Below are 12,288 nucleotides of genomic sequence, written 5' to 3' on the forward strand. Positions count from 1 at the left end.
CTTCCACGATCGCAGGATAATCGACCGGCGGTTGAATTGATAGCGTCTCGGCATCCAATCGAAGGAGCCGATCATGACCACCCGCAGACAAGCTTTGGGCCTTCTTGCCGCCACCGCCCTGTTGCCGCTCGCACCGCGCTTCGCCTTTTCCGCCGCGCCGTTCTCGACCGTCGCCAATGCCGGTTATTATCGCTTCCGATTCGGAAAGTTCGAGGTCACCGCCTTGTCGGACGGCACCGTGGCGTTACCGATGACGAAGATCTATCAGAACGAATCGGAAGGCGAGCTGCAGCGCAGGCTGGAGGCGAATTTCCTCGGCAAGGAGCCGCATCTGTCGATCAACGCCTACCTCGTCAACGACGGCGAACGGTTGGTGCTGATCGATGCCGGATCGGGCGCCCTGCTCGGTGCTGCCGCCGGCAAGCTCGTGCGGCATCTCACCGCCTCCGGCTACCGCGCCGACCAGGTCGACGCCGTGATCCTGACCCATGTGCACGCCGACCATTCCGGCGGCCTCACTGCCGACGGCAAGCCGCAATTTCCGAACGCGGAGATCCATCTCGCCGACCGCGAATACCGCTACTGGATCGAGCGCGAGGGCGTAACGGCGCTGACCGAGGCGCAGAAGACCGATTTCCAGCGGGCACACGACGCCCTTGCTCCCTACATCGCCGCCGGAAAGGTGAAGCGTTTTGCCGACAATGGCGACGTCTTGCCGAACCTCGGATCGACCCTGCGCGCCGGGCACACGCCCGGGCATTCCGCGATCGTGCTGACAGCGGATGACGGCCAGCGCCTTGTGTTCTGGGGGGACGTCATTCACGGGGATTACATCCAGTTCGACACGCCCGACGTCTTCGTCAGCTTCGACGTCGATGGCACCGCGGCGGCGGCGACGCGTGCCGTGGCGCTGGAGGATGCGGCCGATGGGCGATACCTCGTTGCCGGTGCGCATCTGCCGTTCCCTGGTGTCGGCCATGTGGCGCGCGACGAAACGCTCTATCGCTTCGTCCCCTGGAACTACGTCGAGTAGCAGGGGCTGCGTCAGCCCGGTCTACGAGATGACGTTGCGCACGAAGGTCACCACGTCGTCGCCGTCATTGATGTAGGCATAGGCCTGAGCCGAGCTGTAGACGGTATAGGTGCCGCTTGCGTAGCGCTTGCGCTCGCCCGAGAGTTCCAGCGTCAGGTTGCCCTCCGTCACGAACAGCATCTCATGCCATCCCTGCGGGTCGGGCTCGGCGTCGTAGCGTTCGCCGGGCGCCAGCGACCAGAGCCACATCTGCGCTTCGTTGGCCGCCGGGGTGGACGCAAGCAACCGCGCCTCGCTTTCCTTTTGCCGACCGCGCCAGGTCACCGCATCGATGCTGCCGCCGGATTGGCGTGACGGATCCCGGACGAGATCGATGAAGCCGACCTTCATGGCGGCTGCCAGCTTGTCGAGGCTGGAGAGGCTGATGTTGGCGTCTCCGCTCTCGACCGCGACGATCATCCGCCGGCTGATGCCGGACGCCTCGGCCAGTGCGGCCTGGCTGAGGCCAGCCGCCTGGCGGATCCGTTTCAGGTTTTCGGCGACGTGGGACAAAACGTCGGACCGATCTTGACTGTGCAATATATTGCTCATAACTTCTTTCTACAGCGACCGAACACCAATTGCCACAGCTTTTCCAGGGGGCTCCGATATCAACGGAGTGTCTGTGCGGAGGCGTGTCAGCTCGTCGGTTCATGTCACAGCAGACGGTAATTCTCAACGAGAGCGCCGTGGCCGTCTCGACCGTCGCACCGGCATGGTCGGGGCCATGCTTTCAACATTCGAAAGGAACTCCGCATGAAAATCCGCGACTTCGGCGTCGAGATCTGGATGAACCGCTACGAGAACCATTGCGAATGGAACCTCGCCGAAACCTGCGTCGAGTCGCTGACCGTCGCAGAGCTGCTGGAGATGGCGGGCAAGACGGATACGATCCTTGCCGAACTGCTGCCGCTGAAACTGACCTATGGCGCGATCGAGGGATCCGAGCGGCTGCGCGGGCTGATCGCGGGCCTTTATGCAAAACAGGCGATCGACAATGTCGTCACCACCCATGGCGCGATCGGCGCAAATGCGCTGGTGCACGAGACGCTGGTCGAACCGGGCGACCGGGTGATTTCGGTGCTGCCGACCTACCAGCAGCACTATTCGATCCCGGAGAGCTATGGCGCCGATACGCAGATCCTGCGCCTCACGGAAGAGACCGGATTTCTGCCCGACCTTGAGGAATTGCAGCGCCTGGCGATCCCCGGGACCAAGCTGATCGCCATCAACAATCCCAACAACCCGACCGGCGCGCTGATGGACCGCGCCTATCTCGAAAGGATCGTCGAGATCGCGCGCGGTTGCGGCGCCTGGATCCTCTGCGACGAGGTCTATCGCGGCACGGATCAACAGGGCGATGGCATGACCGCGTCGATCGCCGACCTCTACGAAAAGGGCATCAGCACCGGCAGCATGTCGAAGACCTTTTCGCTCGCCGGCCTCAGGCTCGGCTGGATCGTCGCGCCGCCGGAACTGATCCAGGCCGTTTCCGTCCATCGGGATTACAACACCATCAGCGTCGGCATGCTCGACGACCATTTCGCGGCCATCGCGCTTGAAAACAAGGACAAGATCCTTGCCCGCAGCCAGGCGATCACCCGCACCAACCTCGCCATTCTCTCGGACTGGGTGGATGCTGAGCCGCTGATCTCCTGGATCAGGCCGCAGTCGGGCACGACCGCGCTTCTGAAATACGACCTGCCGATGACATCAGAGGACTTCTGCCTGCAACTGCTTCAGCGAACCGGCGTGATGTTCACGCCGGGCAGCGCCATGGATATGGAGGGCTATCTCAGGATCGGCTATGCCAACAACGAAGCCGTCCTGCGCGAAGGCCTGAGGCGCGTATCGGCGTTCCTGCAGGAGCAAAGGGTTGCCGCCGCGTGAGTGTTGGCGGCGCATCTCAGGGCTCGATATCCAGTTCCGGATAGCGGCGGAAGATGCCGTTTTCGTTGAAGGCCAGCCGTCGCGGTGACGCGAGGTAGGCGGCAACGTTCGGCCGTGCCTTCACCGATGCGTGCAGCTTCAGAAGCGCGGGATACTGCGGCCCATAATGAAGCATGGCTTTCGGGAACGCATAACGCAGTCCTTCGATCACCTGGAACAGCGAGAGATCGACATAGGTGACGCGGTTGCCGACCGCGTGGCCGCTGCCTTCGGGGTTCTGCTTCAGCACCCGCTCGAAGTAGCCGAGGAACTTTGGCATGCGGTTCACGACGAATTCGAAGGCCCGGTCCTTCGCCTCCGCCTTCTGTTCCTCGTAGTATTTCGAGGTGGCGATCGGATGGTGGGTGTCGTGCACCTCGGCGATGAAATCGGTGATGGTCAGCTGCAGGCCGTTGGCGTACCAGCGCAGCGCCTCGTCGTCAGGCGCCAATCCCAATCTGGAGCCGAGGTAAAAGAGGATGTTGGCCACATGCGAAACGATCCGGTCGCCGTCCTTGAGGAATGGCGGGGCGAAAGGGATATGCGCTTCAGTAGTGCTATCCATCAGTGCCAGCATTTCGCCGGTGCCGCGGCCCGGCACGCGTGTGACGTCGATATAGGCAGCGTTCGCGTCTTCGAGCGCCAGCCGCACGAACTCGCCACGGCCCTGGATGCCGTCCCAATAGTACAATTCATAGCTCATGAATGCCTCGTGCGGTTCCGAATACCGGCTTGATATAGGCGGCAATCGAGCGACGGCGAGGGCTGCCTGGAGGCCGAACGGTACTCTGTCGAGCAAGCCTCGCCCTATGCTAAGGCGTTACATACGAAAGTCGTCCGCCGGCAGAGGAACCTTTGTGAGCAAACCGAACTATCGCGACATCGCCGAGCTCGCGGGCGTCGGGACCGCCACCGTCGAGCGTGTGCTCAACGGCCGCGGCGGCGTTCGCCCGGAGCTGGTCGAGAAGGTCGTGGTGGCGGCCCGCGCGCTGAACTATCCGCGCACGCTGCCCGATGCCCATCGCGGTTTGCTGCGCATCGACGTGCTGATGGTGCGGCCGGAGACGACCTTCTATCGCCGCCTGTCGCAGGCGTTCCAGCGGATCGCCGAGACGCTCGATCCGCTCGTCGTCGTGCATCGCAGCTTCACCGAGGAAATGAAGCCAGAGGAGATCGCCCGGCGCATCCTGTCGACCGACGCGCCGCGCGCCGGCCTGATCCTTGCCGTGCCCAATCATCCCTTGATCAGTGCCGCCGTCGAGGCCGTGGTCGCGCGTGGTGTGCCGGTCGTCCATGTGGTGACGCGGGCAGCCGAGAGGTTGGGCGAATTCGTCGGCATCGACAACCACGCGGCGGGACGCACTGCGGCGCTCTTCATCGCCCGCATGGCGCCACAGGCAGGCCCTGTCGTTGCCCTCTGCCATCCGATCTACCAGGTGCATCGCGACCGGCTCAGCGGGTTCTCGGATTATTTCGAAAAGCACCCGGGCGAGCGCCGGTTCGAATGGCTGGGATTTACCCGCGACGAGGCGCACTACGGCGCAGAAGCGCTGAGGCAGGCGCTTGCGATGTATCCGGATATGGCCGGCATCTACAATGCCGGCGGCGCCAATGCGGCCCTGATCGACGTGCTTTCCCGGCATCCGCGCGGCAGGGAGATCTTTTTCGTCGGCCATGAATTGACCGACTATACCCGCAAGGCGCTCGCGGAAGGGATCATGGACGTGGTGCTCGATCAGGCGCCCGAGGCGCAGGCCCGCCGCGCGCTCGACCTTGTGCTGCGCCGCATCGGTCTTTCGGAGATGGAGCCGGACAAGGCGCCCATTCGCTTCGTCACCATCACCGCCGAAAGCCTTTGATCTGATTTGATCAAGGAAGCCTTCGGCGTTCGGAACGCCTCCTGCTAGATTTTCATCAAGACGGAGGCCGGCAGTTCCCTTTAGGGACCGAACCGGAAAATGCGCCCCTCGGCGCTCTCCTTCGTTATGAGATTTGCGGAGCGCGGGCGTTCCGCCGGGAGGAGAGCGTCATGGACGATCTGAAATATGGAACGCGCAACAAGCGCGGCGACTGGGCGCCGAACGAGCCGATAGAGACGGCGCCGCTCTTTGCCTTTCCGCCCAGGCTGACGGCGCTTGTGAAGTGGCTGCCGCATTACTTCTTTCCGTGGAACGCGATCTTTGCCGCCTCGGCGGTCGCCTATTGGGCCTGGGTGATCCCGCCGGTCGAGACGATGCAGAGCTTGAGCTTCGGCTGGATCGCCTGGCTCTATGTCGTCAACGCGGCTTGCGTCTTCCTGTTTTACGGCGCCTTCGAGATGCAACTCTATGTGCTGAAGCGGCAGGAAAACCGCTTCAAGTACAATGGCAAGTTCCCGGCCGAGCAGAAGAGCAAGGCCTTCTGGTTCGAAAGCCAGAACCTCGACAACATCCTGCGCACCTTCCTGTCGGGCGTGACCATCTGGACCGCCGTCGAGGTCGGCATGCTCTTCGCCTATGCCAACGGCTATGCGCCGTGGCTCACCTTTGCGGACAATCCCTGGACGCTCGCGCTTGTGGCGCTGGTCGTTCCCATCATCCACGAGTTCCACTTCTTCTGTATCCACCGGCTCATCCATACGCCGCTGCTCTACAAGTGGGTGCATTCGGTCCACCACAATTCGGTGAACCCCTCGCCCTGGTCGTCGTTGTCGATGCATCCGGTCGAGCACCTGCTCTATTTCGGCACCGCCTTCTATCACCTGATCCTGCCGTCGAACCCGATCCTGATGCTCTACCAGCTGCACTATGCGGGCTTCGGCGCCATTCCCGGCCACGTCGGCTTCGACAAGGTCGAGGTCGGCGAGGAGACCCTCGTCGATAGCCACGCCTATGCGCATTACCTGCACCACAAGTATTTCGAGGTGAATTACGGCGACGCCCTGATCCCGCTCGATCGCTGGTTCGGCACCTGGCACGACGGCTCCAAGGAGGGCGAAGCGCGGATGCAGGAGCGCTACCGCAAGCGCAAGGAAAAACTCGCGGCCCGCAAGGCGCGCAACACAGTAGGGGAGGCAGCAGAATGAGCAACGTGATCACCTGGGTACCCGCCTGCAGGCTTGACGACATCGAACAGGAAGGGGCGATCCGCTTCGACCACGCCGGCCGCACTTACGCGATCTATCGCGGCCCGGACGACAGCGTCTATTGCACCGCCGGCCTCTGCACCCACGAGGCCATCCATCTCGCCGATGGGCTGGTCATGGACTACGAGGTGGAATGTCCCAAGCATTCCGGCGCCTTCGACTACCGCACGGGTGAAGCGATCAGGCTTCCGGCCTGCGCAAACCTGAAGACCTACCCGGCCGAGATCGTCGACGGTGAGGTTCGCGTGGCTCTTTAGCGAGAGCCAGGTTTCAACCGGCCCTCCGGGCCACCGGAATGCACGCGGGTGATCCGGCACCCATCGGGAGGAAATCATGAAATCCTTGTACCTGGCGGCAGCCCTTGCTGCCTTGATGGGAAGTGCTGCCTCGGCGGAAACCATCGGTGTGTCGATGCAGAGCTTCGACAACAACTTCCAGACCCTGCTGCGCGAAGGCATCAATGCCCGGGTCTCGGAGGTGAATGGCACCAGCGTCCAGATCGAGGACGCGCAGACCGACATCTCCAAGCAGCTCAACCAGGTCAACAATTTCATCGCCGCGGGCGTCGATGCGATCATCATGACGCTGACCGATACCTCGGCCGCAGCCGGCATCAGCGAGGCGGCCGAGAAGGCCGGCATTCCGCTCGTCTACCTCAACCTCGAGCCGGAGAACCTCGGCAAGCTGCCGGCGAAACAGGCTTATGTCGGCTCGAAGGAAACGGACTCCGGACGGCTGGGCGCGGAAGCTGCCTGTTCGTCGCTGAAGGAGAAGGGCAAGGCTGACAATGCGCAGGTCTATATCCTGATGGGTGATCTCGCCCATCAGGCCTCGCGTGACCGCACCTCGGCCTTCAAGGAAACGCTGGCCGCCGGCGACTGCAAGGGTGTGACCATCGCCGACGAGCAGTCGGCCGCCTGGACGCGCACCAATGCGATGGACCTGACGACCAACTGGATCACGGCCGGCCAGCCGATCGACGTCGTTTTCGCCAACAACGACGAGATGGCGATCGGCGCCATCCAGGCGCTGAAATCCGCAGGGGTGTCGATGGACGACGTCATCGTCGTCGGCATCGATGCGACGCAGGACGGGCTCGCCGCCATGGCCGCCGGCGACCTCGACGCGACCGTGTTCCAGAACGCCAAGGGGCAGTCGGCAAGCGCAGTCGATGCCGCTGTCTCGCTGGTGCGCGGCGAGGCCGTCGACAAGAATGTCTGGGTTCCGTTCGAACTCGTGACGCCGAAGAACATGGCGGACTACGCGGCGCGCAACTGATCCTCCGCCTGCATGGTTCCTTCAACCGTAGCCGATTGAAGGGCAAAACATGCGGGAATTGAGAGTTCTACAGCGACCTTTGCGTCTGATCGGACGCGCGGCGCTGGAGGCCGGCGCATTCTCCTGCCTGCGCCGGCCGCCCTTCTTCGCCACGGTCGTGCGGCTGTCTGCCCGCACGCCCCATCAACCTGATGATTTATGGAGCAAGCCATGGACCGCATCGTCATCATCGGTGCCGGGGAAGCCGGGACCAGGGCGGCCTTTGCGCTGCGCGAGGCGGGCTTTGCCGGCAGCGTCGCGCTCGTCGGATCCGAACCGCATCTGCCTTACGAGCGGCCGCCGTTGTCGAAGCCGCTCGATGGCGCGGCGAAGATGAAGCCGATCTGCGATGCCGAGGCGCTTGCGGCTGCCGGCATCGACTATCTCCAGGGCGTCTCGGCACGAGGGATCGATCCGGGTGCCCGGTGCGTCGAGTTGAACGACGGGGGAGCGCTCGCCTATGACAGGCTGCTGCTGGCCACGGGTGCTCGTCCGAGGCGACTGGCATGTCCGGGGGCCGAGCGGGCGTTCGATTTCCGCACTTATGCCGATGCGGCCGCGATCTTTTCCCGCGCCGAAGCGGGCAGAAACGTTGCGATCATCGGCGGCGGGTTGATCGGCATGGAACTGGCGGCGGTGCTGCGCGTCAAAGGTGTCGCTGTCAGCGTCGTCGAAATGGCGCCCAAGCCACTCGGACGTGCGGTGCCGCCGCGTTTTGCGTCGAGGCTTCATGACAGGCATTTGGATGAAGGCGTCCTCTTCCATCTGGGGCAGGGCATCGCCCAGATCGCCGAAGCGACCGTTGTTCTTGCCGACGGCACCGTAGTGCCGGCGGACATCGTTGTCGGCGCGATCGGCGTGTCTCCGGATGTCGCCCTGGCCGAGGCGGCAGGCCTTGCTGTCGGAAACGGCATCTTGACGGATGCTTTTCTTTGCACCAGCGACCCCAACATCTTCGCTGCCGGTGATTGTGCGGCCGTGGCCCAGCCGGGCGGCGGGCACATGCGGTTTGAAAGCTGGCGCAATGCGCGCGACCAGGCCGAAATCGCTGCCCGCAACTTGGCCGGCGGCAAGGAGGCCTTCGCTGTCACCTCCTGGTTCTGGACCGACCAGTACGATCTCGGCCTGCAGGTCGCCGGCCTGCCGCAGCCCGATCACCAGAGCATCACGCGCCAGCTCGACCGTGGCGAGCTGGAGTTCTACCTGGATGACGGACGGCTCGTCGCGGCCGCAGGCCTCGGTCTCGGCAATACTGTTGCCAAGGATATCAAGCTGGCGGAAATGCTGATTGCCGCGGGCATCAACCCGGATCCGGCGGCGCTCGCCGATCCCCGCGTGAACCTCAAGGCGCTGCTGAAAAGCGCCCGAGCCGCCTGATGCAGAAGCTGCTTGTCTTTCAGTCGCTCTGGGCAATGGAGCGCCGGCACCCGGACGGCTGCGAGCGCAGCCTTGAGGGCAACATCGCGATGATCCTCGAGGCCGGCTTCGACGGCATCAGTGCGCACTATACCAGCCGCCGCGATGTCGAGCGCCTGAACCAGGCGATCCGTGGCTCCGGCTTGAAGATCGAAGGCGTCTGTTTTCCGAAATGCGTCGAGGACCTGCGCATGACGTTGGAACTGGCGAGCGAATTCCCGGTCAGCCACATCGACCTGCAGGCGGACGTCCGGCCGCGCCGGGTGGAGGACTGCCTGCCGTTGCTTGACGGCTGGATGCGGCTTGCCGAGGAGACAGCTATTCCCGTCTATGTCGAAACCCACCGCCACCGGATCACCAGCGACCTGCTGTTCACGCTCGATCTGCTCGATCGGCGCCCCGACCTGCCGCTGCTTGCCGATCTCTCGCATTACCTGGTCGGCCGGGAGTTCGCCTTTCCGGTCGAAGCGGAAAGCCAGGTCCAGATCCGCCGCATCCTCGACAACGCCCGGGCCTTCCACGGCCGTATCGGTTCGTGCCAGCAGATCCAGATCGAGTTGTCCTTTCCCCAGCATCGTCCCTGGGTCGATCTCTTCGGCGACTGGTGGGCCTATGGCTTTCGCAGCTGGCGCTCTCGCGCGGCTGAAGATGCCGAACTGGTCATGACCTGCGAGCTCGGCCCAAGGCCCTATGCCATCACCGACAGCGACGGCAACGACACGACCGACCGCTGGGCTGAGGCGCTCTTGCTACGCGAGATGGTCCGAGAAATCTGGACCGAGGCCGCTCCTTCACCGGTGAGTGACGCGGATAACCTGAGAACGCCTGAGCCCGTCATGTAACGAAGGACGGCCGGAACGGCAGATTGTGCTCAAGGCCGAGCCAGGGCGGGTTTTCCGCATACATCTCCACAATCAGCGCCTTGATCAGTTCGATGTAACGGGAATTGTCGCCGACCCTGTGGTTGAGGATGACCGGCGACGTCGCCCTTTCGCCCTCGATCATGCGGTAGTGCAGGTCCGAGCGTACCTGCCGCGCCGAGGAGGGAACGATGCAAAGTCCGGCGTCCGAGGCGACAAGGCCAAGCGCGCTCTGGATCTCGCGCACCTCATGCACCTCGGCCGGGCGCACATCATGGGCGTGAAGCAGGCTCAACACGTGATCGGCGTAACTCGGGCGCGGCTCCTTCGGGTAGACGATCAGCTTCTGGCCGGAAAGCGCATTCAAGGGCAGAGGAGACGCGTCCTCCGCAAGCGGCGTGCCCTGCGGTATTGCCAAAGCAAGCCGCTCTTCGCGCATGAGGATGCCGGCGACATTGGGGTCGTTATGGTGAAGCCGGCCGAAGCCGACATCGATCCGGCCTTCCTTCAGCGCTGCGATCTGTTGCACCGACACCATCTCGAGCAGCCGGATATCGAGTTCGGGCGCATTCTGCCTGAGCTTGCGCACGAGTGTCGGCAATCCGCCGTAAAGCGTCGAGGCGACGAAGCCGATCGAGAGCACGCGGTTCTGGTTGAGGCCGATGCGGCGCGTCGCCTCCACCATCTGCTCGACACGCCCCAGAACCTGCAGCGACTGCTCGTAGAACAGCCGGCCCGCCTCCGTCAGCCGCACGGGGCGGCTTTTGCGGATAATCAGCGGCACGCCCAGTTCCTCCTCCAGAAGCTGGATCTGCCGGCTGAGCGGAGGCTGGGCGATGTGCAACTGCTCGGCGGCGCGGGTGAAATTGCGCTCGCGCGCGACGGCGACGAAGTATCGAAGCTGGCGCAGATCCATGTTCAAGCCCTCATTTTCCTATCGTCACGGTATGTTGCGCTGCGGTAACCGCATGAATCCACATAATTGCGATCGCACTATACCATAAAGGTATCATAGTGAACCTATTTGGTGTTGGACGTCGACAGGGGTGCGGCGCACAGTCAGCCCATGAACAAGATCCTTGCACCCCTTGCTCCAGCAGCAGCGCCTTCCCCCGTGGTCGAACGGGTCGAGACCATGCTGATCGACCTTCCGACGATCCGGCCGCACAAGCTCTCGGTCGCGACCATGACCGGCCAGACCCTGATGCTGGTGAAGGTCCATTGCAGCGACGGAACGGTCGGCATTGGCGAGGGTACGACGATCGGCGGTCTCGCCTATGGCGGCGAGAGCCCGGAAAGCATGAAGCTTGCGATCGATACCTATTTCGCGCCGGTCATGACCGGTGAGGACGCGACCCGCGTTCGGGCGCTGATGGTGCGCATCGGCAAGGCGGTAAAGGAAAACCGCTTCGCCAAGAGTGCGGTGGAAACGGCTTTGCTCGATGCCCATGGCAAGCGTTTGGGCCTGTCGGTCGGCGAACTGCTCGGCGGGGCGCTGCGCCAGCGGCTGCCGGTCGCCTGGACACTGGCTTCCGGCGATACCGCCAAGGACATCGCCGAGGCCGAAAAGATGCTCGACCTTCGCCGCCACAAGATCTTCAAGCTGAAGATCGGCGCGAAGCCGCTGAAGGACGACATCGGCCATGTGGCGGCGATCAAACGGGCGCTCGGCGACCGCGGCGCGGTGCGCGTCGACGTCAACATGGCCTGGAGCGAATTTGAAGCTGCCTATGGCATGGCCGCACTTGCCGATGCCGGTTGCGAACTGGTCGAACAGCCGGTTGCTTCGACCGCGGCGCTTGGTCGCCTGGTTCGTCGCTTCCCGGTGGCGCTGATGGCCGACGAGTCGCTTACGGGTCCGGAAAGCGCCTTCGAGATTGCCAAGACCAGGGGCGCCGACGTCTTTGCGGTCAAGATCGAGCAAAGCGGCGGGCTGTTCAATGCCCAGCGCGTGGCGGCGATCGCAGACGCGGCCGGTATCGAACTTTACGGCGGCACGTTGCTTGAAGGCGGCGTCGGCACGGTGGCCTCGGCCCATGTGTTTTCCACCTTCGCCAACCTGCAATGGGGCACGGAGCTTTTCGGTCCGCTGCTTCTGACCGAGGAAATCCTGGTGACGCCGCTCGACTACAGCGATTTCGAGCTGACGGTGCCGGACGGGCCGGGCCTCGGGATCGAACTCGACGAAGACCGGCTGAAATTCTTTGCGCGCGACGGGCTGCGCAAGACGATCAGCGTTGCCAAGTGAGGAGCGGACGATGTTGTTTCACGTACGGATGGACGTTCGCATTCCTCATGACTTCCCGGCCGGAGAGGCCGCGGAGATCATCGCGCGGGAAAAGGCCTATTCTGAAACGCTGCAGCAAAGCGGCAAGTGGCGCCACATCTGGCGGATCGCCGGTCAGTACGCGAACTACAGCGTCTTCGACGTCAAGGACAATGCCGAGCTGCACGAGATCCTCAGCGGCCTGCCGCTGTTCAAATTCATGGAGATCGAGGTGACGCCGCTGCTGCGGCACCCGTCCTCGATCCGCGAAAACGACAGCTAGAATTCGTGAAGGCCGCAGCCG

Annotated in this window: 13 protein-coding genes; 10 read left to right on the forward strand and 3 right to left on the reverse strand. The window is 63.4% G+C overall.

Annotated elements, in window-relative coordinates; all coding sequences use genetic code 11:
• Window positions 1-73: 73 nt before the first annotated feature.
• Window positions 74-1,033 (forward strand): MBL fold metallo-hydrolase, encoded by a 960-nt coding sequence (locus tag ACIQUG_RS24700; protein WP_402324750.1) that lies wholly within the window; start codon window positions 74-76, stop codon window positions 1,031-1,033.
• A 21-nt stretch (window positions 1,034-1,054) separates the two neighbouring features.
• Here the strand turns inward: ACIQUG_RS24700 and ACIQUG_RS24705 are convergent, their stop codons facing one another.
• Window positions 1,055-1,624 carry a helix-turn-helix domain-containing protein gene (locus ACIQUG_RS24705; protein ID WP_402324751.1) on the reverse strand — a complete coding sequence of 190 codons (570 nt, stop codon included), beginning with the start codon at window positions 1,622-1,624 and terminating at the stop codon, window positions 1,055-1,057.
• 204 nt (window positions 1,625-1,828) lie between these two features.
• On the opposite strand from ACIQUG_RS24705, the gene ACIQUG_RS24710 reads away from it, so the two are divergent.
• Window positions 1,829-2,962 (forward strand): aminotransferase, encoded by a 1,134-nt coding sequence (locus tag ACIQUG_RS24710; protein WP_402324753.1) that lies wholly within the window; start codon window positions 1,829-1,831, stop codon window positions 2,960-2,962.
• 16 nt (window positions 2,963-2,978) lie between these two features.
• On the opposite strand, the gene ACIQUG_RS24715 is transcribed toward ACIQUG_RS24710, so the two are convergent.
• A complete protein-coding gene (locus ACIQUG_RS24715; protein WP_402324754.1) occupies window positions 2,979-3,704 on the reverse strand; it encodes a glutathione S-transferase in 726 nt (241 codons plus the stop codon).
• 154 nt (window positions 3,705-3,858) lie between these two features.
• On the opposite strand from ACIQUG_RS24715, the gene ACIQUG_RS24720 reads away from it, so the two are divergent.
• From ACIQUG_RS24720 to ACIQUG_RS24745, 6 genes are all read left to right on the forward strand, one after another.
• Complete coding sequence (locus tag ACIQUG_RS24720; protein ID WP_402324757.1) at window positions 3,859-4,860, forward strand: LacI family DNA-binding transcriptional regulator; 1,002 nt, start codon at window positions 3,859-3,861, stop codon at window positions 4,858-4,860.
• Window positions 4,861-5,030: 170 nt separating this feature from the next.
• Complete coding sequence (locus tag ACIQUG_RS24725; protein WP_402324758.1) at window positions 5,031-6,065, forward strand: sterol desaturase family protein; 1,035 nt, start codon at window positions 5,031-5,033, stop codon at window positions 6,063-6,065.
• An 8-nt stretch (window positions 6,066-6,073) separates the two neighbouring features.
• Window positions 6,074-6,382 carry a MocE family 2Fe-2S type ferredoxin gene (locus tag ACIQUG_RS24730; protein WP_402325191.1) on the forward strand — a complete coding sequence of 103 codons (309 nt, stop codon included), beginning with the start codon at window positions 6,074-6,076 and terminating at the stop codon, window positions 6,380-6,382.
• Window positions 6,383-6,458: 76 nt separating this feature from the next.
• Complete coding sequence (locus ACIQUG_RS24735) at window positions 6,459-7,403, forward strand: substrate-binding domain-containing protein (protein ID WP_402324760.1); 945 nt, start codon at window positions 6,459-6,461, stop codon at window positions 7,401-7,403.
• A 210-nt stretch (window positions 7,404-7,613) separates the two neighbouring features.
• Complete coding sequence (locus ACIQUG_RS24740) at window positions 7,614-8,819, forward strand: NAD(P)/FAD-dependent oxidoreductase (protein ID WP_402324762.1); 1,206 nt, start codon at window positions 7,614-7,616, stop codon at window positions 8,817-8,819.
• A complete protein-coding gene (locus tag ACIQUG_RS24745) occupies window positions 8,819-9,700 on the forward strand; it encodes a sugar phosphate isomerase/epimerase (RefSeq protein WP_402324763.1) in 882 nt (293 codons plus the stop codon). Before ACIQUG_RS24740 ends, ACIQUG_RS24745 begins: the two co-directional genes overlap by 1 nt.
• Here the strand turns inward: ACIQUG_RS24745 and ACIQUG_RS24750 are convergent.
• Window positions 9,693-10,634, reverse strand: a complete 942-nt coding sequence (locus tag ACIQUG_RS24750; protein ID WP_402325193.1) for a LysR family transcriptional regulator — start codon at window positions 10,632-10,634, stop codon at window positions 9,693-9,695. The two genes, ACIQUG_RS24745 and ACIQUG_RS24750, sit on opposite strands and share 8 nt — an antisense overlap.
• A 150-nt stretch (window positions 10,635-10,784) precedes the next feature.
• Between ACIQUG_RS24750 and ACIQUG_RS24755 the strand changes: the two genes are divergently transcribed.
• Entirely contained in the window at window positions 10,785-11,966 is a 1,182-nt protein-coding gene (locus ACIQUG_RS24755; protein WP_402324764.1) for a muconate/chloromuconate family cycloisomerase, read from the forward strand.
• 10 nt (window positions 11,967-11,976) lie between these two features.
• A complete protein-coding gene (catC, locus tag ACIQUG_RS24760; RefSeq protein WP_402324765.1) occupies window positions 11,977-12,267 on the forward strand; it encodes a muconolactone Delta-isomerase in 291 nt (96 codons plus the stop codon).
• The last annotated feature ends 21 nt before the right edge of the window (window positions 12,268-12,288 follow it).

It is taken from the genome of Ensifer sp. NPDC090286 (genome assembly GCF_044769565.1).
Classification (GTDB): domain Bacteria; phylum Pseudomonadota; class Alphaproteobacteria; order Rhizobiales; family Rhizobiaceae; genus Ensifer.

Coding starts and splice junctions, on each gene's coding strand:
- ACIQUG_RS24700 (WP_402324750.1), top strand. CDS start 74: ATGACCACCCGCAGACAAGCTTTGGGCCTTCTTGCCGCCACCGCCCTG.
- ACIQUG_RS24705 (WP_402324751.1), bottom strand. CDS start 1,624: ATGAGCAATATATTGCACAGTCAAGATCGGTCCGACGTTTTGTCCCAC.
- ACIQUG_RS24710 (WP_402324753.1), top strand. CDS start 1,829: ATGAAAATCCGCGACTTCGGCGTCGAGATCTGGATGAACCGCTACGAG.
- ACIQUG_RS24715 (WP_402324754.1), bottom strand. CDS start 3,704: ATGAGCTATGAATTGTACTATTGGGACGGCATCCAGGGCCGTGGCGAG.
- ACIQUG_RS24725 (WP_402324758.1), top strand. CDS start 5,031: ATGGACGATCTGAAATATGGAACGCGCAACAAGCGCGGCGACTGGGCG.
- ACIQUG_RS24735 (WP_402324760.1), top strand. CDS start 6,459: ATGAAATCCTTGTACCTGGCGGCAGCCCTTGCTGCCTTGATGGGAAGT.
- ACIQUG_RS24740 (WP_402324762.1), top strand. CDS start 7,614: ATGGACCGCATCGTCATCATCGGTGCCGGGGAAGCCGGGACCAGGGCG.
- ACIQUG_RS24745 (WP_402324763.1), top strand. CDS start 8,819: ATGCAGAAGCTGCTTGTCTTTCAGTCGCTCTGGGCAATGGAGCGCCGG.
- ACIQUG_RS24750 (WP_402325193.1), bottom strand. CDS start 10,634: ATGGATCTGCGCCAGCTTCGATACTTCGTCGCCGTCGCGCGCGAGCGC.
- ACIQUG_RS24755 (WP_402324764.1), top strand. CDS start 10,785: ATGAACAAGATCCTTGCACCCCTTGCTCCAGCAGCAGCGCCTTCCCCC.
- catC (WP_402324765.1), top strand. CDS start 11,977: ATGTTGTTTCACGTACGGATGGACGTTCGCATTCCTCATGACTTCCCG.